This window comes from Granulicella arctica, assembly GCF_025685605.1.
Classification (GTDB): domain Bacteria; phylum Acidobacteriota; class Terriglobia; order Terriglobales; family Acidobacteriaceae; genus Edaphobacter; species Edaphobacter arcticus.
The window spans coordinates 3922622-3947455 of the sequence record NZ_JAGTUT010000001.1 but is presented as its reverse complement, the minus strand read 5'-3'; the positions used below and the strand labels follow the sequence as shown (position 1 = coordinate 3947455).

Here is a 24834-nt window from a genome sequence, read left to right as displayed (position 1 = left end):
TCGCGAGACACCGCCGCGACTATCCTCCCGCCAGCATCCGGCCTGCTAAAGAGAAGACGCGCGTCATCGCTCAAGCGCGATCTCCCCACTTTGTTTCAATTCCCAGAGACCGCCGTTCTTCTCGATCGTCGCAGCCCTGCGAAGTTCCAACCGCCCGGTTATCTGCGGTGGATAGTCGAAGACATCCATTAAGAAGCTGCTTGATACTTCAAGCTCTTTGTCGAGCGCTGGCACCAGGCGCATCTCGCCTTTGCAGGAGATGCCTAAGAAACTTCCGCGCGATTCTTCCTGGAACAGGAGGACTACGTTCGGGTCGAGCAGTCGTTCGTTGGAGTTCTTGCAGGAGAGCCCGACCCACTCATAGTTACTCTTGAACCACTCTCCGGCGTCGTCACCCATGGTGCGCGCCTTGTTGTAGTCAGCGACAATTTCACCAGTTGACTTCCGTGGATCAGGCAAAGGCTCGCGGACACTTACTTGTGGCCCAACCGCTTCAACGTGTAGGACACTTGTCGGCCGCTCGTCAGGCTGACTCCGATCATCGCCCAAGACGCCGCTCGTTTGTTCCGGGCTCTCGGATGGCGCAGCAGCGCGCAGGACGACGGGGTTGGCGATAGAGTTCCTAACCACTTCGTTGCTGTAGCCTTTCGGACGGAACGCAGCTGAATCGTCTTCCGGGCGCGCTACTGCGCGACTAACTGCGGGCTTGCTGTGACTTATCACCTGAGGAACATTAAAGGATGAACTTCGTCCTTTCCCCGCCCCGCGCCCCTCCCCGTTTCTGAAGTCCTTCGTCTCCTCAATGGGGGTACGCGATATCAGGTCATCTTCGACCTCCTTAAGACTTTGGGTCAGACTGTCAACTAACCACTTTGAATTGAGAAAATCTTTATCGACATTTTTTTTGGTCTCGAAGACATAAAGGATCGCCAGCAGCGACAGGGTAGTAGAGGCGATCGGGATCACCCACGGGAGATATTGAAGCAGGCCTGTAGGAGTCGCAGGTACATCAGGAATCGGCCTGCCCTGCTCAAGCAATTTCTTTTGCGCTGGCGATAAGAGATTTAGCTGCCCTTCATCCGTCTTAAGTTTGTTTTCGAGCTCCGTGACTTTGGCCGTGTCCGGAGGGGTATTGGTTCCATCTGATGTGATGGTAGCCGGCCCATGGGCTACCGCCTGAGCTCCCTGTTGCACTTGTGTACGGTTCGAGGAAGAGTTTGGCTGTTCTTGTGTGACTGGCGTGGCTGGCTCAATTGGCGCTGTCTTCGGAGTGCCCTGCGCTGGAGCGGATTGAGCCGACGATTCGCTGCGTGGCGCTGGAGTCGCTGTGCCATCACCCGATGACTGCTTTCCCGCCGTAGAGCAGCCAAGAAGGCAAGCCATCGTAGCAGCGACGCAAATCCAGGTTCGGCACGTTGCTCGGAATCCGCTACTCATTACGCTCCCACTCACCGATCGGCAGATGCAGCAGAGCCTTCACGGCCATAATGAAGATCGGCTCCTTTCTCAAGGGGTCAAGTGCATGCTGGTCTGCATCCGCGCCCTGCAATTTGGCGGCTTCTGTGCCCATCGTGGCCAGTTGATCATTAATCCGATCCGCAACGCGCGTAAGCGTCCGGTTGGAAACCCTGATCCCTGCCGACGTCAGGAACAATCTGAAGGTTGGCATCGTGGGGTCGACCTTCACTGCCTTGGCACGAACGCTGGCGGCCGTGGGAGTTTCACTCCATAAACCATTCGGAGCTCCTCGAATCTCGAAGCTCTCCCCCGCCATCGGATTCGTATAGTCCTCACTGATCTGGAGTTCGTTTTCACTGCCGTGACCATACGCTACAAGTCCGTAGGCCACCTCCTCCTTGGGCTTGGGACTAAGGGTGATCTCAACCTTTGCAGTCACTTCGGGTGCTCCTACACGGCAGCCCGCAAGAACGGATGCAGCCAGCTTCTTGTAGAAGGTCATCTCCGGCTTGAAGTACTTGATGGCACACCATTCGAGCAGACGGGAACCATTGCCACCGACAAATAACGGAAGGCGCTCCTGCGGGACATACACTCCTACCTGCGCCAGCCGCCCAGTCAGCAATCCAGTGTAGAAGCCAATGCCGCAGAGTCCAGCGGTCATGATGCTGAGCAGTTCCTTGACTACCGGATCTTCCTCATTTCCAGGCAGGCCATCGAGCATCTTATCGCCACGTGAGGATATCAAGGCATCAAGCTGCGCGTTGTACGCGTCGAGGTTCTTGACGCGGTCAGGCAAGTTAATCGACAAGGTTGGGTCAAGGATCTTTAACACCTCGGGCTTGTTGCGGACAGCCTCAAGAAAAATGTCGCGGCCGGCAAACTTCACCGAAAGATGCGCCATCAACGAAGCATTGTTTTCCTTGTCGTTGCTCCAGAGCGCGACGTCGGTTGTGCCACCGCCGATGTCCATTGTGAGCGCGCCGCGGGAAAACGATAGCTCCAATTTGCTCTGGGTAAAGAAGCGTGTAGCAGCAACGGCCTCGCGATTTTCTTTCTCCTCCTGATTGTTTGAGAGATGGATCCCCACCGCTTTGCGCACACGTGCGATCACTCGTGACCAGATACCAATAAACCTCGCCTTATCCTCAACGGAGAATGCGGTGGGATACGAGTAACGGATGTCGACCGACTCTGCGCCCTCCAGCACAAGTTCCAAGAGGGATTCAAAGCATAGTTGGGTGAGGAAGCCATCAGCGGCCTCGCTCTGCCGCGCATCGCCCCACTTCAGGTCCGACCGCACCCCGTTCTGGTTCCCGGTGATAAATGTTCCCGGGCTTGCATCGTTCGCGAACAGGACATGACCGTCCAGCACCTCGACCGGCGCGGGATTGCTGAAGACCTGGTAGACACTCAGAATTTTTCCAGTGGACCAGTCCTGTGCGGGCAACATCAACTCTCGGGTTAGATTGGCGAATTGGCTGCTGTCGTACTCAGTCACACGCAGCATACGGTCCTTGAACTCCATCTGCTGCGGGACTGAGGAGGACTCCGCCCACGCCCAATAGATACTTGTTCCGGTGGTTCCGAAATCGATTCCGAGTGCGGCACGGCGGTTGCCCTGCGGCATCTTCACATCGGGCTCGTTCAGGATCATGAGGGCTTTGGGCCGCACCTCGTAGCCGTCCACATCACGCGGCCCCATCTCGCAGGTGAGGAAGTCGGGATACGCCTTCAGAGCATGGACCTGGAAGATGTCCGCGCCCGATTCATTCTTCCGCAGTTCTGCCCCGGCGCTCCTCAACGGTCTGACGACAAAGTCATCTATCTTCGTCGTTCCACGCCACGACTCGAAAAGATAGTAACGCAGCCAGGGACTTCCTTTTGCCGCAACTGCGGGTAAACTACGGACGTTTGGCCACACTCCTACGGCTGGCAGCGTCGTAAGCTTGATGAGTTGCAGACCCGTATAGGTCTTACTTATCTCGAACTCACGCGTTTCTTCCTCGCGGGCATTTCCCTTCTCATCAGGAAGGGAGACGCTCTTCAGCTTCAAACGCAGGCGACATACCGTCTCCTTATTGTTCTTCCACTCGACAGAAAAGTTCGCTGCAAGATAATCCGCAGTAAAAAGGTCGGTAATCTCTTCGTTCAAAGGTAAAAGAATCCTTCGTGGATCGGCAGGCCCTACGGGCACCACCTTCCTGCATCCGGGAAAGGGATTAGAGACACTCGAACTTGTTGCCGAACTGCTTGGCCTGCCTGGATCGTCGTAGATCAGAAACTTCTGGAAGAAAAATTCAGGCGTAAGCCAGAGCACGTTCGGCTCGAGCGCCCCCTTAACACCTGTCTGCGCTTCTGGGATACGACTCTTCTGAGTGGCTAGTGTGATTCCGCGATGCACGACCACTTCTTTCGGGTCCTTGCGGAAGCTCTTCGCAATATCCGGTTCGATGAGCACATAACGGATGCCGTTTGTTACAGCAGCAGTTTCGATGACCAGATGGGAAAGGTGAGTCTCCGCTGGCTTCATCGGGCGTTCTAGAACATTGGCTATACCAGAGTTCAGGCCCAGCCTGCGTTGCGAGAGCGCTTTATCTTCATCCACCAGACGCGCCCCCGCGTCGAGATCGTCGGCAAACTCTTTGAGTGCCGTTAGAACCTTTCCGCAGCTTGGCGTCTCCGTGTCGCCGATTGCAGCGCGAACAAGGAGCACCCACTCTGCAAGTGCACGCCTCTCCTCGGTAGAGAGCACATAGGTTGGATCGGTGAGCATCTTTCGCCCTGAACTCGGCTCCATCAGAAACCAGGGAACTTCAGCCTCTGTCATGGCGTTTGAATAGTAAGCACCGGTGGCTACCAGGGTGGTTGGTGAGGTCATGGCGAATGCGTTTCCGCTGCCCTCCGCGCCAGAGATGCTGTATTTAAGAACGTAAACTTGCGACCAGGAATCTCCCTTCCGCAACTCGTCGCCGTCGTCTGGCAGAACACGACTCAGAACACTCGAAAATAAGTCCGGCCTCTCCGAGGACGTGAGGTCTACTTCGTAGGCGGTAAGACCCTCCATGCCCATTCGTTCGCGGAGGCCAAGTAGACCAAGTAAGCCACGCCACTCGCCCAGCACCTGAGGATGCAGCGTGTGATCTTTGCTGTAGAGAGCGCGCGCGAAGAGAAGCACACGAGCCCAGGGGTCAGGCACGGAATGAACCGCACTCCCTCCAGGCGGAACATCGATCGCCTTCGCCAGTGCACCCATACGGTTGTAGCCTTGCTTCTCATCCCAGACACCAGGCTCGGATGGCAAGCTCACCGTGTTGTCATTGCCACTCTTCAACTTCGGCAGATATTCCTGCATCGCTCCATCGCCTCTCAAGATCCGTAAGGGCCGGTTTAGGGCTGTTATAGCTCGCAGCAGTCGTAGATTGCCCGTATAAGTCGACCAGTCGCCTTCGCAGTTGGATCGCTCACGTTATAGTTGTTTGCCTTCTTCCATATGCCGCCCAGGTCCGGAGTGTTTCGTACGGGAAACTTCAAGAAGAGACCCCGGAGGTCTTTCTCCTTGTGAAATTTCGTCCGCAAGACCCACTCATTCGTCTTGCCGTCAATCTCTGCGAAGACATTGACATCCACGAGCGCCGGTTTGCAGCTTCCACCCCTTGGCATACAAATACGAAGTAACCAGGTGAGAAAACGAGCGACATACTCGTTGACATAGGCAAGTTCCTGCAACGCGAGTTCCTTGGGAAGTCGTTCGTTGACAACGAAGTGGAGTAGAAGCGGAAAGTTAGTCTTTCGCGCGCTCAGTTCTTCCGTCATTACGTTATAAAAATTCAATCGGAAGGAGACCGCGAAAAGAATCATCTGGCGCAGCTTGCCGAGTTGCAGCATCTTCAGCCCATCCGTCGTCGGCAGGTCTTCCCAGGTCAACGTAGCTTCGGACGCGCGGCCAGCGATTGCGACAGCGGGTTCCTTGGTCGCTAACTGCTCTCCAGCAAAGAAGCGGATGGCACCCAGGCCGGCTATCAACTCAAGAAAATGCGGCTCGTTCCGCTGCGCAGCGGATCCCACTGCCGAAACCGCCATGTCCGCACGATTCTGTTCGCCCAGCACGTAGATCGATTTGGATAGCTTGAGGAAGTGTCGCTCATCGTAGTACTTCAGCGCTTCCTTGGTCGCCAATGAAAAGGCGTGCGGGTCGGCTTGCACCTTCTCTCCTGGGATCTGCTTGAACTGGAAGTAGGGAAGGAAGAGAATTAGGCCCAGCCTTCCGTTATGCACATTCTCCGAGAATGGTTTCTTCATGAGTTGCAACAAAGTAGGAACGCCCGCCGCACCTGATCCTCCAAATACTGACCCGCTTAGTAACACCGGGACACCGCTGGCGAACGTACCCGCGTTCTTCGCCGATTCCAGCAACTTGAACCAGATATCGGCCTTTTGACTAAAATTCACCGAGTTGCCAAGCACAGTCGCACCAATCGCCGGACGACCACGAAAGCCTTGCTGAATACCCATCTCGCGCTCTTCCTTCGAGAAGAACAGTTCGAGCAAGTCCGCCTCTTTGGGCATGCTCACCTGGCGCTGCGTGGTCTGAAAGATTTTATCGAGCGTGTCCACTTCCTTCGACCGCACAGGTGTCCATGGCCCAGAGACCGAGACGCTGCGACTGAAGATGTCCGAACTCTCTCCCGTCTGCAGCTTCTCGCAACGCGCGTAGGACATCGCGAGCTGATTGCATTCATCCACATTACCGTTCGCGTCGTCAGGATCCACTAGTAGACCGTCCAGTGCTCGCGACGGCTCGGGCAAAAGACCGGCAGCGCTGAGATGAATCAGCGTCTGCATCAACTTCGCACCCGTGCCACCCACACCAATTACGAAATAACTCACCGTATTCTCCTCATCGCATTACCACTTCACGACGTGCCTAGAAGGCCAGATCACATACCTTCTATTCGTTGATGTAAACAAGAGCGAGCTAAGATAAAACGGTAGTAACCCAACGGCAAGATAACAGCCAAGCACGTTAGAGTTAACCCGCTCCAGCGAGCCCATGACGGGACCCTGAAACGCGTAGTAGATCGCCGCAGCCACTACGACAATGAAGAGAAGAACCCAGGTCAAATACCAGGTCCGTACCGGGGCCCATGCCTGAATAGCCCATTCACCCGCAATGAACCAGATGAGCGAGCATACGAACGCAACAGCAACAACCATCAGTGCGTTACTTTGCAGCACTAACATGATGACGCCGATGTTCGTAACTCTCGGCAAAATCCAACCTGGATCGAGCACCTTGGCCACGAGCGCAAAGACCGCATAGACCAATAGAATTCCTACGACCCGAATTGCCGATTTATTATCCATACGTACTTTGCCTGCCTCTGTGAATTTTTTGCGTTTAGACTAGTTACTGCACCTTCGGTTGCGCGTTGTTGCAGTGCTCTTATTAGTTGGCCTGAAGATAAACGTAGTAACTTGTCACCGGAACCGGCGAACGAAACATCTGTCCCTCAAGTGCGTTGAGAAACTTCGACAGGTCCGGCGTCAGGCCACGCATATTTTCGAAGTGAGGATTCTTGTTCGGCGGGGTATGACTTATCACCTCGGCGTCTGCTTCTTCAATATTCCACTTGTGCAGGTCCGGCGAGTCGGGATCAAGAGCGGTCGTTCGCTCCTTCACGACCCGATCAAACCGCAGGATGTATGTGCGGGGTTCTTTGGGCAGCTTTGAGCGGTCGATACTCTTGCACAGAAGGTCAGCCGGAGTGCAGTCATCGATCGCGTTCGAACCATCGGGAAGTTCAACCCACGCAGGAGAGTCGCTGCTCCCACCTGGGGTATTAACTGGCGGCATAAGGACAGTAGTTCGCAACTGCTGATTGTCCTGTCTGCCATAAAGATTCACAGCTCCCTCTGAGGGCTTTACGGAGTTGTCCCACCGCATCTCCATCGTGCCCGACTGCAGGCTAATGAGAGGAATCTTGCGGCCTGGGAAGTCTCCGCCTGAAAAGTGCCCTGATCCGCCAAGTTTCATCTCGTCAGTTCTGTGAGGTAGCGGCGTCCGGGTAAAAAGAAACTCCGTAGCGCTATCGTTCTTCTTCGCATCCGCCAGCCCGGTTCCGGACAGCAGCACGCTCATCACATGGCGCACATCCGCCGTCGGCCCTGCCACAATGACATAGAACGGCATGGTATTGGCTGCATTCCTTATAACTGCTCCCTTCGCCGACCCCGGCAGATCTTGCACCTGTCCATCAAAAGGATTTCGCACCGCAAGAATGTCGACAGCGTTGCGTCCATTGGGATCTTTCTCGCTCGAAAGATAGTTGGAGGCCAAAGCCTTGGCTGGAAATTCAATTCGTCCGCCGTTTTCGTAAAGATCGGTGACGATGATTTTCACCTCTGGGTTCCGCTCGACTTCCTCACCTTGACGCTGGTCGAGAATAGGAACCTCTATCGAAGTATTTCCAGCATTAAAGTCTTCCGGGTGCAAACTCATGGTGTGCGGATCGTTATCAGGAATCGGATCTATCTTGGTCCCGAACTTCAGGAAGTTGACCTTGCCCTTCCATCCCACCTCACTCGGAGGATTCGACAGCGTCGTTCCCGCCTTATCGAGTAACTCCTTCATGTAGTTCTTCAATGGGTGCCCATCTGCATCAACCGTTGTAGTGAGAAAGTGCTTGATGGAACCTGATCCGTCAAGATAAAAGTTGATCGTAGTTGAGTCCGAGGCCTTCGGCGGATCTGGATCCGGATTCGGGATCGGGGGCACTGCCTGCGTCTTGTGCGTTAACACATAGACCAATCCCGCAATGAGCAGTACGATCCCACCCAGCACAATAACAACACCGCTTTGTCCCCGCTCATTCGACATATCTAGGTCAACATCTCCCAAACCTTATTCTTATAGTTGCGAACGCCTAGGTAGGTCACGCCTGAGTGGTTTGTTCGAGATCCCAGTGAGCTACCTTCAATCCTTTATCAATGCCGGGCAAAAGATACGCTACGCCCACGCTGCTGCTACTAACAGAGGTCCCGCAGATCGTCTCACCCCGGCATTCCGGATCCTCAAAAGTAAGCGAGCCAACGGTTCCCCGACCTCTCTTAGAGAGGGACAGGTGATGGCGTCCCAACCGACCGCTTTCCTCGAAAGCGAGCAGGAATTCTTCAGTGACCGTCGCAGGCATTCCAGCTTGTAGACTCACCTTGTCGCTCTTCCACTTCTTTGTGCCCAGTATCCGGATCTCATCTTCTGCAGCAACGCAGAGCGTACCGTCAAGATTGTTCGATACCGTAGCCTCTCGGGGCGTCCGCTCAAACCGCCACCGCTTGAGTTCGACCTCAGCAATTAGAAATCCCGGAATGCCATACTCTTCGCCCCCAATCCATGCCTCAAGGCCAGCTGCCCCGCGCACCGCACTCAACGGAATGCTACCCAACGGAAGATGGAGACCGCCTTGCTTCCGGACAAGCAGTGGCTCAAAGCTGGAAGGAAGCTGCATCTGTACTGACTTCTTATTTCTCAGGTCGTAGATACCGACCGCTTGGGGACTGCAGAGAGCCACCAACTCATCCGACAACACCGGCCCCATCACTACTGTGCCATCGATGGTCATCGGTCGTTCGATGGGAAGCTTCCCTGAAAATCCGCATACAACAAGGGATATCTGATCTGCTCCTGCACGTTCCGCAAATAAGAAGAGGTGTCCAGTCGCAGCAACACCGCGAAATCGCGTCCCGGAACTCACTGAGTTCACTGCAATCTCTCCGCCGACGGTCACTTCGTAGAGCACCTTCCCCTCTCCAGTGACTAGGGAAATTGCCTCCACCTTTTGCGGACTAATCCCAACATAGGTCCAACCCGGCTGCGTGCTGCCTTTGGGTAGCACTTTCACCATCACGGACTGATTGAAGGCTGATGCAGGATCCATCCTGCCCAGCGTCCGGACCGCCGCATTGTCCCTCAACGAAATGCCCTGCAGTGTTCCGTCCGTACTAACGGCATATAACGAACTATGCAGGAATAAAGGCCCGCGACGAAAATCTCCCGGTAACACTGTGAAGTGCGGATCAACCTTATCCAAGTCTGGCAGATTCAATTCGCCATGACTTGATTGCGCCCTGCATCGCCTGCAAAACAATGCCCCGAGACGGTTTTGCATTCCGCATGCAAGGCAGGTCGAAAGGGGAAGACGAAGCTCACAGACACACGAAGACGCTTCGCCAGCGTACGCTACCGCGCTCGTGCACCCCACATAAGGACAGAGATTTGCCGGGCCCAAGGAACCCCTTCCAAAGCACAACAATTAGCTGAATTAATCGTTGGCAAATAATAGGGGCAACCTCATGCAAGGTCAATAAATTTTTAGGTTAATAAATTGACCCTATACCTCGGTAACCACAGGTATGCTCAATTTTTGATCTACCTTTACAGCGTATCCGTGCGTCTAGTCACAGCGGACACACCACACATTTAGTAGATAGTCTCTTCCTGTGATACAGACATTTGCAGCAATGAGACTTCTATTCGGGATCGATCCCGAAGGTTCACATCGCTACTATCAGGCCACCACGTTTAATTAAGTTCAAGTGAAAAAAGACAGCACAGGGGCTGTAGTAGCTCCTGTGCTGCTGAATGAAATAGTTCGTGCCTTCGAATCAGAAGGTCAGTTTGAGTGCTAACTGGATCTGACGCTCGGTGGAGACGGTGCTGGTAATCTGTCCGAAGTTAGGGGCGGAAACGTTATTACTAGGAGGGGCCAGACTTGCAGTGTTAAGGATATTGAAGAAGTCAGCGCGGAAGGCGAGCTGCTTTTCTCCAACAATCGTAAAGGCCTTGCTGGCCGCCATATCGAGATCCTTGTAGCCAGGAGCCCGCTCAGAGCCGACGGCTGCAGTGCCGAGTCCCGTATTGGTCTCTTCTCCATAAGCGCAGGTGCCGTTGTCATTCGCGCTGGCGTTTGCACCATTGAGACAGGGAGTCGCAGAAGGGTCGGAGCCGAACCACTTGTCGACGGTGCGATTGCGAATGACGAGTTTGCGGTAGTTGTTTGCGCGATCGGTACGTTGGTTAACAGCGTAGAACTCGGTCGACATCGTCGTAATAGGAAGACCAGTGTGGAGGCTGGCTACAGCACCGAGCTTCCATCCGCCTACAACTTCGTCGAGCGCGCGATTCATGTTTGCCCCAAAGGTATGGCCGCGACCAAAAGGTAGATCGTAGTAACCAGAGAAGGAGAAGATGTGGGTGGCGTCGAAGAAAGCGGGGCCATAATCCTGACCACCGTTATAGGAGTTCTGCCAGTAAGCGCTCTGCGAGGCCGCCGCGCCACCACCAGCACCGTAGTAGCCCAGATTGTTGGTGAGGGATTTGCTCCAGGTGTAATTGGTGAGAAATTCAAGTCCATGGCTGAGACGATGACGCCCAGTAATCTGGAGGGCGTTGTAGTTCATCATTGACTCCGACTCGGTAAGGCTAACTTGCGAGACGGCAGACAGGCCTGGGAGCGTAGAGACCGGCAGAGGACAGGTCGGGCAGAGCTTCTGGTTTGCTTCGCGTGGATCCACGAGGTGATTTCCGGCCTGGCCGAGGTAGGCGATGACGAGCGACGTAGAGTTGTTAAGCTGGGTCTCTGTGGTGAGGTTGAATTGCTGGATGAGTGCGGGCTTGAGGTGAGGATCCCATGCGCGGACATTGCCCGAGTAGGTGGAGGTGTTCGTAGGACGAGGAAAACCATTCTGCGTTTTGTAGTAGGTCAGGCCGTCGGACTGTCCAGAGGAATCTGTAAAGAAGGGTGGATTGAGGGTAAGGCGGAGGTTGGCTCCTGTACCTTCAAGGAAGTTGGTGATGCCGTAGCCACCGCGTACGACGAAGCGGCCACCTAAGTCAGGAGGACTGTAAGCAAAGCCAACACGAGGCATATAGCCGTTCCAAAAGTTGTTGTAAAGGCCTCGGCTGTTCCCGTTCACCCCTGCGAATTGAATAGCTCCTGTGACCAGATTAATGTTCGCCTCTTTGTTATTGACTTCGTAAAGAGGCTGATCCCACTCCCAGCGGATACCGAGGTTGATGGTGAGGTTAGAGCTTAGCTTCCAGTCGTCCTGAAAGAAGACGGCGTCGCGCCATTGGCGCTGGCCCCACTCGTCGGCATAGGATCCTTGGCCGAAGTTGAATGCATCGTTCTCAAGAAAGTCCGCCCATGCATCTCCGGTCGCCTGCCCCGTGTACTTGAAGAAGCCAAGAGCGCCATCGTTGCCAGAGTAGTTACGGTTAGCCTGATACCGGATCGCCTGTGCACCGAACTTGAGCGAGTGACGATTAAGCGACCAACTCACGTTGTCACCGTAGGTAAACGCATTAACAATGCTGTCGGACTGAACGCCAGCATATCCGCCTGCACCACCACCGATCGAATCGACGTTCGACACGGAGACATCGAGGGTGGATATGCCAGGTGCGACCTGTGTTCCAGGAATGCCAAGCTTCTGGTTACCTGTTAGGCCAAGTTGGCCGGCTACGTCAGCTGCGAGATTGGTGTAGCGCGTGCGGCCCCAACCTGCTCGGGCCTCGTTGACAACACTGGAGGAGAAGACGTGCGTCCAGTTCGTAATGAAGCCTGTGTAGGGATCGGAGTTATTCGATGGGATATCCGTGGGCAGCGTGACCTTGCTATATCCGTCGTATTCGCGGCCAAGTGAGAAGCGCCCCGAAATACTATCGCGAGCGGTGATCTTAGCGTCGATTTTGAAGTCGCCTTGATCGTTCTTCGTTGCCTGAGCATTGTTTCCACGATAGTTACGGACGATCCCATTAGGATCCGTGGTCGGCACATTCGGCAGCGGGTACAGTTCCGGATGAGCGAAGAGATAAGCCGCGGCGGGGTTGGAGATCTGCACTGTGGTCTTTAGCGTTGGAGCAAAGCCGGCGCGCATGGCTGCAGTAGCAACCGAGCGGAACTCAGTGGTGTTGTTGTGCTGGCGCGCTCCCTGATAGTCCACGAAGAAAAAGAGCCGGTCACGGATGATCGGACCGCCGAGCGTACCGCCAAAGATGCTGCGGTCAAGCGAAGGAACAGCACCAAAGTCGGCAGGGTCTGGAGTGTGCTTGTTGGTCCAACTATTGGCATTCAGGTTGGTGTTCTCGAGGAACCAGAAGGCATTTCCGTGCAGGGCGTTCGTGCCGCTCTTCGTGACCATAACAACCTGGCCACCGTTTGCGTTACCGTATTCGGCGGTGGCGTTGCCCGTGATGATCTTGAGTTCGCCAATGGCGTCGACATTGGGGCTGTAGCCAATGTAGTTGTCGATGGCCTCGTTGATGTCGGCACCGTCCAACGTGTAATTATTCGATTGTTCCCGATTGCCATTCACGAAGAAACCACCGTTATAGCCGCTGCGACCAACGTTATTCTGGGCGGTGGGATTGGGCGCGACAGCACCAGCAACAAGCGTAGTCAGCGAAGAAAAGTTACGAGCCTGGAGTGGAAGCTCCGTTGCTTGCTGTGCAGTGATGGTGTCGCCCGTCGTCGGGTTCTCGCTATTGAGAATGGGCGCGGTATTGGTCACTTCGACAGTCTGGTTGGCGGATTCAATCGACAGCTTGATGTCGATGCGCGCCTCCTGGGCCACCTCAAGGGCGAAGTTACTGGTGGACTGCTTCCCGAAACCCGGCGCAGCAACATTCACCCGGTAGCGTCCTATCTGGAGAAAACGAATGGTGTATATGCCACTCTGATTGCTCTGCGTGGAGGTAGCGACACCAGTGTCCACATTGGTAGCGACAACTGACGCTCCCGGTATGACGGCACCTGTCGCATCGGTTACAGAACCAGTGACGGCACCGGTAATCGTCTGGGCCCAGAGTGGCGAGTTGAGAGTAGCAAACAGACTCAGGCAAAGAACAGCTAGACAAGCTCGAAACAGATGACGTTTGCTCATATTGCCTCCATACCAATCGCTTCGACCGCAGTGGCGTTCGTTCAAAGCGGAAGTTACTAAGCTAAGTTTAGAAAGATTGTTAGTGAGAAAAATACAGACAGAAGCGAAAGAACACAAGATGAATTTTGAACACCTCGGGCTGCTCGTTGCGCATTTCTCGAGAAAGGTATGTTAAAAAAGCGCGCAAACAGTGTGCAAGAGCTTCAGTAAACGTTCTATGTCAGCTCAGTTTTTAGTAGGATCCCTGGCAAATCCATTGACGACGAAGCGGCTTCGTACAGAACTTACCAGCATCACGCCGCCTCTTACGCCATCTTGCGTCCGATAAAACTTGAACACTCAGTGAACAGGCTTCGGCAGCAGAACAGATGGGATGACCTCAAGGGCAAGCGCAACCCCCCCCCAGAGCGTCGCGGAACTGCCCAGGACACTTTGGCCGATTTTCATAATGCCGAACTCACTCTCTCTTAGTCGCTCACGCACAAGCTTCAGCAGCAATGGATGACTGCCTAGTGTTCCCCCGAGCAGGATCAGGCCAGGGTTCAGGATGAGGGATATGTTCACGATAATATCGGCGACCATCCCAGCACGAGCCTGGATGACCTTCTTTGCTTGCGCGTCACCGCCGGCCGCAAGCTCAAAAATTGCTACGGCATCGAGTGCTCGCACAGTCTTCTGCGATAACCTTCGACGAGTTGCTCTCTCCCAGCTTTCTACGATTCCCTGCTCGCTGACCAGGGTCTCAAGTTCTCCAAACGAATGGATCGCGGGATAGCTCTTCGAGACGTTCGGCAGGCGCAGATACCCTATTTCACCCGCTGACCATTGCGAACCATGATGAAGTTCCCCGTTGAGAATAATGCCGGAACCCATAGACGGACCGATGCTGATGAGGATGAAGTTTTCTTCTCCCTGTGCAGCTCCCTTATAGCGCTCACCAAGAGCTGCAAGGTTGGTATCGTTTTCGATGATTACCCGACACCGTAGCGCCTTCGTCAACATCTTTCCGAGTGGGACAGAACGCCAGTTTTCAAGTGTGCTGATCGACAGGACTATCCCTTCATCAACATTCGTGATGGATGGTACGCCAACGACAGCTACCAACACGTCGCCCGTTTTTTTGTTCTCTCTGCGGAGTAGAGCGTTTACCTTAGTGCTGATGAGGGAACAGATTGCTGCGGGCGTCGTCCGACGTCCGAGAAGCGAGATGCTATCGAGAATGATCTCTTCCCCATCCAGATCGGTCAGTAGAAGAGAGATGAATGATGCGGTTATATCGATGGCAAGGGCACAGCCTCGCTCCGCCTTGAACCGAATCATGTCCGGTGGACGGCCGCCGCTCGATTCGCCACCACCCAGTGGCTCAATAAGATTGGCGGAGAGGAGATCGTTCACTACATTGGTGATGGTAGGCGCGCTCAGGCTGGAGCTTCTCACTAAATCCGCTCGGGAGCAGGCGCGGCACTCCCGCAGAAGCCTGAGCACATGCAAGGCATTAGCATGACGCAGCACGGATGGTCGACCCACGGGAATGGATGATCTTGCCATGCTATTTAGTCCACCTCGGTATAAAGCTGTTTGCTGAAGCGTTCAGGTGGTTCAAAAAACTCGATGCGGTAGTGTGTCTGCATCATACAAAATTAGAGTGAAACCGTACTGGGGCTACGCCGTCGTTCATCATTGCTCGCACTTTGGATGAGCCCTTGTTGCGCATAGCCTCAAGTTGCGAAATGATTCAGGAGATTACAGGTAGTCGGTCCTCTAAATCTGTAACCGAATCTTTGCGCGCGTCAGTAATCGCGCGAACCAGAGCATGAGCGCGGTGAAGCAGACTGTCTTCAAGACACCAGGCAGCCCCGCGTTCAGGTGCGTATCCAAATAGGCAAAGCCCAAAGCAAGAAAGATAAAGTACCAGAGATCAGGGAGCAGATATGTAAGTAGTGTGTTTGCGCCTGCAGGCCGAACGAAGTCGGCCCAGGCTGTCTTTCCCCGTACATCACAGAGCCAGTAGAGGACGGTAAAGAGCAGCACAGCCGCGCCCGCGCTATAAAGACACCATGTAGGCGTCGCACGAATCTTTGAGATGCCGAGCGGCGTAAGAAGCAAGCCGAGAAGCAGCAGAGTAAGAGCAAAGCCGCCGCCGGTCAACATGGCGCGACGTGTCTTCTTTTCCGACGCTGCTTGGAGGAAAATGGACGATGTGACCACACCTGCCATGATGATGGCCGGCATGGCTCCATTGCCGAACGGCCACAGGTATAGCGGCAGCCTGCCCGGGAACGCAATAACCTTAGCGGCTGAAAGCGAACAGAAGGTGATCATGATCGTAAACCATGCAACAGCGGCCCATGGCCACCGCCGCGTCGGAACGTAAAGGATAGAGCTCGCAACGTAGGAGAAACCGATAAGGCCGAGGATCTCAGGGTAAGACGGATCCAGCCACGCTGCATGACCATGGGACAAGCGACGGAAGAGGCCGAGCAGGATAACTAATCCGATCAGACCGGCATACTTCAGCACAACGAATAGTCTCGTAAATCGCTCCGACTTGGGATAGACATTGAGGTAGAGAGACGCACTGAGTAGAGCCAGAAACGCCCAAAGACCTCCGCTGAGTGGCATAAGCCTCATATCTGCCTTCTCCGCATTGGCGATAACGTAACCGAGAACGATGAGGCTGAGCGAGCGAAGCAGGATGTGAGCCCAAAGCTGCGGCTCAGAGGGATTACGCTTCAAGCGCTGCGTGACAGCAATGGGCATCGACACTCCCAGAATGAAGAGGAAAAACGGAAAGACCATGTCGACGTAGGTCATGACGTCGACATTCCCGGGCGCGTGCTCAGTCCACCAGGGCATGCCCTTCACACTGCTCAACGCATTGACGAAGATCATGACCGCCATCGTCAGACCGCGGAAGACGTCGATCGACGCCACTCTTGTACTGGTCGTTTGACCCGCTATCCCTGTCGACAACGCCGGTTCGCCATTGGTCATGAAATCATCTTCCGTTCTGTTCTGATTATTGAGACTGCTTGTTGATGGTCCGAGCAAGACGTGTGATGAATTCCGAGAGGAGCCCCTGAACGTAACCTCGCCTCATCTCATTCTGACGATTGACCGGGATACCTCAATGCGAGTAGGTTGCTCTTGCTCAATGTACTTAGCTTTACTCGTCGCCGTTCCGGAGGGTCTCATGCGTCTGTATCACTTGTACTTGAAATTTGCCTTAGGGGCCTCTCTCTTTTTCGTCACGGGCTTTCTCCTGGCCCAGGCAGTCAGCGGTACCATTGTCGGCTCGGTAACCGACCCCACGGGAGCGAGTGTCGCCAATGCTGCCGTCACGATCGTACTTACAGGCCAAAGCTCGGTACACAACTCAGTCACAAACGAGAGCGGCAATTTTACCGAGCCGAATCTTCCCCCGGGCACCTATACCATCACCATCGTTGCTCCGGGCTTCAAGAAAGAGGCGCGCGAGAATATCACGCTCCTCACGAATACGACGACACGCCTCGACGTAAGCCTCACCACGGGCAGCACCACCGAGACAGTACTCGTCACAACCGCCCCGCCCCTTCTCCAGACAGATCGTGCCGACATCTCCACCACCATAGAGCAGCGACAGATCGCCGACCTTCCTCTGAGCAGTGGTAACAACTTCCAATCGCTGCTAAACACAGTGCCTGGAATGGCACCGGTCGTCTTCAACAACTCGCAGTTCTACAACGCCAACAACGACCTTTCCGTGAACGCCAATGGACAGTCTTCTTATGTCAACCTGTATCAGATTGAAGGTATTGACGACGATCAGCGGACGGGCATCCACATCATCCTCGTCCCGCCGGCCGCTGCTATCGGAAATGTTGACATAACGACGAACAACTTTGAAGCAGAGTTTGGCCGCGCCGTCGGTACCGTCGTCAACGTGACGCTCAAGTCCGGCACCAACTCGTTCCATGGATCGGTCTTCCAGAACATGGAGAACAACGGCGTCAACGCACGTAACTTCTTTGCCACCGGCCCCAATGGTCGCCTGGTCTATAACTACACAGGTGGCTCGATTGGTGGACCCGTTCTCAAGAACAAATTGTTCTTCTTCGGTGACTTTCTTCGCGTCTCCGATCATGAAGCCTCGACCGTCAACGCCAACATTCCGTTCTACAACGTAGTCAATGGAAACCTGAACCTCAGCGGTTATTCCGGACAGGTCTACGATCCCAACACCGGAAACACAACCAATTGCACGAGTGGCGGCACGGCACCAGCCTGCGGCACTGGGCGTACTCCCTTCAGCGGCAATCTCATTCCACTCACCAACCCCGGCATCACCAAGGTCGGGCTCACTGTTCTACAGGCGCTCGACACAGTAGCAAGAGATCCCAAACAAAATCTGGCATCTGCTGCCTACATCGCCGGTAAGACAACCAACAACTTCTCGCAAAACTCACCCTTCAGCAAGGATTCCATCAGCTACGACATCAAGTCGGACTACACGATCACGGCCAAAGATCATCTGAGCGGACGCTTTAGCCATCAGAAAACGGACACGTATCAGGCACCTCTGTTTGGTTCGTTCCTCGGCGGACCGGCTGGCGGAGGATTTGAAGCGACCGGCATCGCGACGGCGTACAGCACAGGTTTCAACTACGGGCATGTCTTCTCGCCTACCCTGTTGACCGAAGCTCGCGTCGGCATCGCTCACCTGCGCAACTCGGCGCAACAGACAGACTACGGAACCAATGATGCCAGAACGCTGGGTATCCCCGGCAACGGCCCAAACGGCACCAACAACGTCATCACCAGCAGCGGGCAGGTCGCATTTTCGGTCAATAATTTCTCGTCCCCTCTCATTGGTTATTCGGCATCCCTGCCTTGGCTTCGCGCGGAATCTAATATTGACTTTGCAAATAATTGGACCAAGATCCTAGGCAACCACACCCTCAAGGGAGGTGCAGACATCCGCCGCGTTCGCGACGACCTTCTGCAGGGCAATAACAACGCGGCGGCGGGCCAATACTACTTCAGCGAAAACCAGACCTCAGCCCCAGGTGCCACAGCATTCAATGGCTCGGTCACCGGGCAAGCCAACGATATTGCCAGCGTGTTATTCGGCGTTCCCAACCAGGTTGGTCAGGATACAAACAGCACCTTTCCCGCGTACCGTCAGACATGGCTGTTCTTCTTTGCCTCCGACAAGTGGCAGGCCACCCCCAAGCTGACCCTCGATATTGGACTGCGCTACGAACTCTATCCGCCCGCAACACCGCGCAAGGCAGGCGGCTTCGTCAACTACAACCCATCCAACAATCAGTTGGTCGTAGCCGGCCTGAACGGCAACCCGTCCAACCTCGGCATGCAGACGGATTATAAGAACTTCGCTCCCCGGCTCGGAGCCTCCTACCGCGTCACCGATGCGACAGTCGTACGCGCCGGTTTTGGCGTAAGCTATGTTCCTTTTGTAGATAACACCTATGCCTATAACTACCCCATTAAGACAAGCACCTTCTACACGAACACACCGACATACGGAGCTGCTCTAAACCCCGCCGGAGGTGTCGTCAATTACTCCACAGGCATACCGGCAACGCCAACGGCCGTCTTCGGAGCGAACGGAACGATCACCGAAAGCGCCGCGAACGGCACGATCGGGCTGGCTAACCTTTACATTCCCCTCAACTTTAAAAACGCGTCTGTCTCCTCTTGGAACGCGGCGATACAGCAGGCTCTTCCACTCGATATGTCCCTCCAGATCGCCTATGTTGCCAACCACGGCACGCGGATCGATGTCGCACAGAACATCAACCAACCAACCGTCTACGGACAGAGTGCTGCCTACGATCCTCTCAACATAGCCTTCGGCAAGACCGCTGCAGTCACCCAGTTCTTTCAGGGCTTCTCGACGAACTATCAATCGTTGCAGATTGAACTGAAGCGCCGCTTCTCCAAAGGAATCGCCTTCGCTTCTGCTGTCACGTGGGGCAAGGCGCAGAACTATCAGACTGGTGCTCAGGATGGCAATCTGCTCTTTTACAGCGGCAACATTCGTCGCAACTATAACCTTGCGGACTTCGACAGAACCTTGAACTACGAGCAGACCATCACTTACGAGTTGCCAGCCGGAAGGGGCCACCAACACTTTAATTCCGGAATCTCCTCCTACGTATTAGGCGGTTGGAGGACGTCAGCGATCATCTCAGCATTGTCCGGTCTACCCTTCACCATCACGACAACGAGCGCCACACCAGGCACCACTCAGACCGTCAATCAAGTCAATCCGTATCGCGTAAACCACAGCGTAAGTGGGGCAGCCAACACAACCTGGTTCGATCCCTCTTCATTCGCAGCGCCAGCAGCGTGCGTTGCCTACTCCGCTGCAAATCCAGTCCCGTGTGCCATCGGGAATACCCAGCGCAACCAGTTCCGTGGCCCGGGCTACTTCTCGGATAACCTGTCACTCTTCAAGAGCTTCCCCATCTTTCGCGAGTCGGCGCTGGAAGCGCGCTTCGATGCATTCAACATGACCAACACTCCCGCATTCGGTCTGCCGAATTCTACGCTTGGATCAAATCTCGGCAAGATCACCGGAACACTCGGCAGCGGGGTAGGCAACGTAAACGGTGTGGGAGGAGCGCGAGTTCTGCAGGCAGGCGTCAAAATATCCTTCTGACCCAGTGCATCCTTCCAGCAGTTCCGCGTTAATCTCCAGGCAGGGTCGAAGGACATCTGGTCGCTCCAGAGGACGCCCCCGCTCGCGCCACAGTGCAGAACTGTAACCTGACTGCAATCTGGCATACATAAACCTGCACTACCGTGGAGACTTACCCCAATGTTTCGCAACGCCTGCATTGCGATCAGCACATTCCTGAACGGCAATCCCTTTGGAGAACCAGTGAAACACATTCTTTGTAAGATTTCTGTAGCGGCCCTCATCTGCGCCGCGCCCCTCTTTCTGCACGCTCAGTTTGAAACCGCCGTTGTCCTCGGCTACGTCCGTGACGCCTCCGGGGCCTTCGTACCCAACGCCAAAGTCACTCTCGTCAACGAGCAGACCAAGGACCAGAAAACCGTCCAGACCAACGACCAGGGCGCATATCAATTCACCGACGTCAAGATCGGCCAGTACGACGTCCAGGTTACCGCCTCCGGCTTCGATGCCAGCAAGACCGAGCCCTTTACCGTCCAGGTCAATGCCCATCAGCGCGTCGACGTCGCGGTCAAAATCGGCTCCACGACCGACGTCGTCACCGTCTCCTCCGCCGCTGCCATCCTTGAGACAGACTCTTCCGAACGCGGTCAGGTCATCGGCACCCGCGAGGTCGAGAACCTTCCACTCAATGGGCGCGCCTACGCCGATCTGGCGGCCCTCGTCCCCGGCGTCCGCCGGAACGCGCTTGAAAGCGGCTCCGACTCAAGCCGCGACGCCAGCTTCAACGTCAACGGCCAGCGCTCCGAGTTCAACAACTTTCTCCTCGACGGCGTAGACAACAATGCCTATGGCACCTCAAACCAGGGCTTCTCCAATCAGGCCATCCCGCCATCCCCTGATGCCATCTCCGAGTTCAAGGTTCAGACCGACAATTACTCCGCCGAGTACGGCCGATCTGCCGGCGCAGTCGTCAACGTCTCCATCCGCTCCGGCTCAAACGCCTTCCACGGTAAGGCCTACGACTACATCCGCAACACCGTCTTCAACGCCATCGGACCCTTCACCCCGCCGACCAACACCCTCACCGGCGCACCACAGAAGCCCATCCTTATCCGCAATCAGTTTGGCGCCACTCTCGGCGGCCCCATCAAGAAAGACAAATTTTTCTTCTTCGGTGACTACGAAGGCACGCGCCAGATCGTTCATGCCCTCCTGCAGGCCACCGTCCCGACCGCCAACCAGAACGGCACCAGCGCCCTCGCCAAGAGCAATGGCGGCTATACCTTCCTGCGCGCTGCCTCGGGAGCCGACTCCGGTGCTGGCGTCTCCATTCGCAATCCCATCACCGGCCAGATCTACGCTAATGGCGTCGTCCCCTTCAACGATCCCTCCGTCTCCAGCTTTGCGAAGGGCATCCTCGCCGCACTCCCCGCACCCAACGTTCCCGGCAGCCCGCTTGCCAACAACTACGCCTCCCTTCCCTCCGACACCATCAAGGACGACAAGGGCGACGTCCGCGTCGACGGCGTCTTCGGCAATAAAACCACCGCCTTCGTCCGCTACTCTCAGCACGAGGGCAACATCTTCTCGCCGCCCAACATTCAGGGTCCAGCAGGTGGAAACAGCAACGGCTACGTCAGCATCTTCAATCAGCAGATCGCTGATGGCATCACCCATACCTTTACCCAGAACATGATTTTGGACGCCCGCTTTGCCTTCACCCGCACCGACGGCGGCAAGAGCCCCTATGGCGCGAATCTTCCCTCGCTGGAGACCGGCATCCCCGGCCTTCCCACAAGTCCGCTCGCAGTCCGCAGCCTCAATGTACAAAGCGTCAATCTCTACTCACAGTTCGGCAATCTCGGTTCGAACCCTCAGTTCCAGAACCCTTACCTCTATAACCCCAAGCTCAACCTCACCTACATTCACGGCCGAAGCACCTACAAGATCGGTTATGAGTACCAGGCGATCTATACGACCGATAACGACTTCAATCCCGTCTACGGTCAGGACACCTACAACGGTGGATTCAGCTTCAACGGCACTACCGTCAACAACACGACCAACGTCAACACCTCCGCCGCTCTCTCAGGCGCAGACACAGGAACCCGCGAGGCCGTCTCCCTCTCCGACTTCCTCTTCGGAGCACGGGATAGCTATCAGCTCAATAATCTCCAGATCGCTCATCTCAACCAGCGCATGCACTACTTCTACTTTCAGGACGACATCCGCGTCTCGTCCAAACTCACCCTCAACGCCGGACTTCGCTACGAGCTCGTCACTCCCCAATGGGAGTCCAGCAATCTCCTCGCAAACTTCGACCCCACCACCAACTCCCTCATTACGGCGTCGCCCGGTTCACTCTACAACCGCGCTCTCGTCAACATGCCCAAGCTTGACTTCGCCCCACGCGTCGGTCTCGCCTACTCCATCGACAACAAGACCGTCGTCCGTGCCGGCTACGGCCTGGGCTTTGCTCAATTCAACCGCGAAGGCGGCGAGAACCTCCTCGTCTACAATCTCCCCAACGTGGTCAACACCAATATCGTGCAGGCTCCTATCAACGCAGACCCCGCTGTCACGGGAAGCCAGGCCCTCCAGGCCGTCTGCACCTCCGCCCAGGTTTCTGCACCTTACTCACCGGCGAACCCCAACCCCTGCTTCCGCACCTCCTCGCAGGGTTACCCTACCGGCTTCACCAGCCCGGCCAACGTCACCGCGAAAAGCAACCTCAACACCCAGGCGCGCTACATCCCCAGGAATCTCCCCACCGGCTACGTCCAGAGCTTCCATCTCACCGTTCAGCGTGAGCTAGGTCCCTCGAGCACCCTCGAGATCGCCTATGTAGGAGAGCACGGCGTCAAGCTCCAGGTCCTCGGCGACTACAACCAGTCCGTACCCAACGCCGTCACCGCAACCTGCAACACGACCGTCACCAGCGGATGCCTCACACTCGCGCAGCGTCGACCCGTCCAGAGCTTCACCACCATCGAAGAGACCCTGCCGCAGGGCTTCCTCTCCTACAACGGCCTGCAGACAAAGTTTGAGCACCGCACCGGTCACGGTCTCTACATCCTCAACTCCTTCACCTACTCACGAGCCATCGACAACGCAAGCGGTCACCTCGATACCAGCGGCGGCGATAATTCACGCATCAACCTCCAGAACTCTCTCGGCGAGCGCGGCGTCTCTGGCTACAATCAACCACTGAACGACACCCTCTCCGTCGTCTATGATCTCCCCTACGGCAAAGGCCGCAGCTTCGGCGCAACGGCTCCTCTTGCTCTTCAAGAGGCCCTCGGCGGCTGGCAACTCACCGTCATCAACGATGCCAACTCCGGCCAGCCCGTCAACGTAATCTATTCTCCGAACAGCTTCCAGTCTGGCTCCACCATCCTTAACCAGCGCCCCAATCAGATCGCCAACAACGCTGTTCTGCCCAAGTCCCAGCGCACCAAGACTGCCGGCAACCAGGGTCTGAACGCCTTCAATCTCGCCGCTTTCTCTCTCCCTACCTCGAACCAGGAGTATGGAAGCGCCGGAAGAAACTCAGTCCGCTTCGACCCCTTCTACCAGCTCGACCTCGGCCTCCACAAACAGTTCGCCATCTATCGTGACGGCATCCACTTCGACTTCCGCGCCGAAGCCTTCAACGTCCTCAACAAGGTCAACTACGCCCTCCCGGCAAGCACCACCTTCAGCCCCACCTCAACCAGCTTCGGTGTTGTCACCGCGGCAAGCACCTTCCCCGCCCGTGTCCTCCAGTTCGCCGGCAAGATCATCTTCTAAACTGGAACCGTAAGAAACAGGGGCGCTGCTCATCGGGTGGCGCCCTCGTCCTTTCTCCATACAAGGAGCCCCATGGACCGCCGCACCTTCACCACGCTCGCCACCGCATCCTTACTCACGCGCTCACTCTGGGCTCAGCATGCCCAGCACTCGCCTGACATCTTCTACATCGCGCTCATCGCAGACCCGCACATCATCGACGACTTCTACGTCAAAGGCAGTGAGAACGGCGTTGAAGATAACGAGTCCATCCTCCTGACGACCCCACGCCTCACCTCGGCCCGCGATCTCATCAACTCCCTCACCCCGCAGATCGAACAGGTCTTCCTCATCGGCGACTACTTCCATAACTATCCCTCGACAGACTACGACTTCTACTTCAAGAATCGCACCCGGCTGGATAACGCGAAGGTCATCACGGACGGCTTCAAAGCCCCTGTCCACATTGGCTTTGGCAACCACGACTACGATGTGAGAAAAGTTCCCCGCGAGATGAGCCATCGGCTCTTCGCGGCCAAGTTCAACACCAAACCCTACTATGCGTTTGACTATAAAGACGTCAAGTTCGTGCACCTCAACAACTTCCTCGGCAGCACCCAGGACAACGCTGCCAAGGACTTCAACCCAGGCCTCGGCTCCTTCGGCGAAGAGCAGCTGCACTGGTTCGAAGATCAGCTCAACCAGCACAAGCCCACCTACGTCTTCGTTCACTACCCCCTGATGATGACCCAGGCCACCGAGTTCAGCGACTTCGGCCTTCAGCCAATCCTTCGCCGCCACAAGGACACCATCCAGCTCGTCGTCTCCGGCCACGTCCACAAATGGCTCGACTTCGCCCACACATACGGTCCCCAGCACATTGGCATGGCCGCCACCCGCTACGACCCCAACGCGTACATGCTCCTCGAGGTCAACCGCCGATCCGGCGCCTATCGCTTCATGAACGAAGACCTCGTCGACTGGTCCACTCACTACAGCAAGCCGTACCGCAGCTAGAC

12 protein-coding genes are annotated in these 24834 nt (G+C 55.6%); 3 read left to right on the top strand and 9 right to left on the bottom strand.

From position 1 onward, the window contains the following. Positions 1–63 precede the first annotated feature (63 nt). From OHL20_RS16840 to OHL20_RS16800, 9 genes are all read right to left on the bottom strand, one after another. Positions 64–1038 carry a hypothetical protein gene (locus OHL20_RS16840; RefSeq protein WP_263384339.1) on the bottom strand — a complete coding sequence of 325 codons (975 nt, stop codon included), beginning with the start codon at positions 1036–1038 and terminating at the stop codon, positions 64–66. A gap of 391 nt (positions 1039–1429) precedes the next feature. Further along, positions 1430–4813 carry a hypothetical protein gene (locus tag OHL20_RS16835; RefSeq protein ID WP_263384338.1) on the bottom strand — a complete coding sequence of 1128 codons (3384 nt, stop codon included), beginning with the start codon at positions 4811–4813 and terminating at the stop codon, positions 1430–1432. Positions 4814–4857: 44 nt separating this feature from the next. Continuing rightward, complete coding sequence (locus OHL20_RS16830) at positions 4858–6348, bottom strand: hypothetical protein (protein WP_263384337.1); 1491 nt, start codon at positions 6346–6348, stop codon at positions 4858–4860. Between the two features lie 18 nt (positions 6349–6366). Further along, on the bottom strand, positions 6367–6825 hold the full coding sequence (locus OHL20_RS16825; RefSeq protein ID WP_263384336.1) for a hypothetical protein: 459 nt from the start codon (positions 6823–6825) through the stop codon (positions 6367–6369). A gap of 82 nt (positions 6826–6907) precedes the next feature. After that, positions 6908–8338 carry a hypothetical protein gene (locus OHL20_RS16820; RefSeq protein WP_263384335.1) on the bottom strand — a complete coding sequence of 477 codons (1431 nt, stop codon included), beginning with the start codon at positions 8336–8338 and terminating at the stop codon, positions 6908–6910. A gap of 55 nt (positions 8339–8393) precedes the next feature. Next, positions 8394–9395: a hypothetical protein gene (locus OHL20_RS16815; RefSeq protein WP_263384334.1), complete on the bottom strand. Its 1002-nt coding sequence runs from the start codon at positions 9393–9395 to the stop codon at positions 8394–8396. A 727-nt stretch (positions 9396–10122) separates the two neighbouring features. Beyond that, on the bottom strand, positions 10123–13401 hold the full coding sequence (locus OHL20_RS16810) for a TonB-dependent receptor (RefSeq protein ID WP_263384333.1): 3279 nt from the start codon (positions 13399–13401) through the stop codon (positions 10123–10125). Positions 13402–13740: 339 nt separating this feature from the next. Further along, the gene (locus OHL20_RS16805) at positions 13741–14949 is read right to left on the bottom strand and encodes an ROK family protein (protein ID WP_263384332.1); all 1209 of its coding nucleotides are present in this window, start codon (positions 14947–14949) and stop codon (positions 13741–13743) included. Between the two features lie 213 nt (positions 14950–15162). Beyond that, entirely contained in the window at positions 15163–16395 is a 1233-nt protein-coding gene (locus tag OHL20_RS16800; RefSeq protein ID WP_263384331.1) for a DUF5009 domain-containing protein, read from the bottom strand. Between the two features lie 199 nt (positions 16396–16594). Between OHL20_RS16800 and OHL20_RS16795 the strand changes: the two genes are divergently transcribed. The 3 genes from OHL20_RS16795 to OHL20_RS16785 all read left to right on the top strand — a co-directional run bounded on the left by OHL20_RS16795 (position 16595) and on the right by OHL20_RS16785 (position 24832). Continuing rightward, entirely contained in the window at positions 16595–20068 is a 3474-nt protein-coding gene (locus OHL20_RS16795) for a TonB-dependent receptor (protein ID WP_263384330.1), read from the top strand. 222 nt (positions 20069–20290) lie between these two features. Continuing rightward, complete coding sequence (locus OHL20_RS16790) at positions 20291–23836, top strand: TonB-dependent receptor (protein ID WP_263384329.1); 3546 nt, start codon at positions 20291–20293, stop codon at positions 23834–23836. A gap of 72 nt (positions 23837–23908) precedes the next feature. Next, positions 23909–24832: a metallophosphoesterase family protein gene (locus tag OHL20_RS16785; RefSeq protein ID WP_263384328.1), complete on the top strand. Its 924-nt coding sequence runs from the start codon at positions 23909–23911 to the stop codon at positions 24830–24832. Positions 24833–24834 lie beyond the last annotated feature (2 nt).

Coding starts and splice junctions, on each gene's coding strand:
- OHL20_RS16795 (WP_263384330.1), top strand. CDS start 16,595: ATGCGTCTGTATCACTTGTACTTGAAATTTGCCTTAGGGGCCTCTCTC.
- OHL20_RS16785 (WP_263384328.1), top strand. CDS start 23,909: ATGGACCGCCGCACCTTCACCACGCTCGCCACCGCATCCTTACTCACG.
- OHL20_RS16820 (WP_263384335.1), bottom strand. CDS start 8,338: ATGTCGAATGAGCGGGGACAAAGCGGTGTTGTTATTGTGCTGGGTGGG.
- OHL20_RS16835 (WP_263384338.1), bottom strand. CDS start 4,813: ATGCAGGAATATCTGCCGAAGTTGAAGAGTGGCAATGACAACACGGTG.
- OHL20_RS16825 (WP_263384336.1), bottom strand. CDS start 6,825: ATGGATAATAAATCGGCAATTCGGGTCGTAGGAATTCTATTGGTCTAT.
- OHL20_RS16800 (WP_263384331.1), bottom strand. CDS start 16,395: ATGACCAATGGCGAACCGGCGTTGTCGACAGGGATAGCGGGTCAAACG.
- OHL20_RS16810 (WP_263384333.1), bottom strand. CDS start 13,401: ATGAGCAAACGTCATCTGTTTCGAGCTTGTCTAGCTGTTCTTTGCCTG.
- OHL20_RS16805 (WP_263384332.1), bottom strand. CDS start 14,949: ATGGCAAGATCATCCATTCCCGTGGGTCGACCATCCGTGCTGCGTCAT.
- OHL20_RS16815 (WP_263384334.1), bottom strand. CDS start 9,395: ATGGATCCTGCATCAGCCTTCAATCAGTCCGTGATGGTGAAAGTGCTA.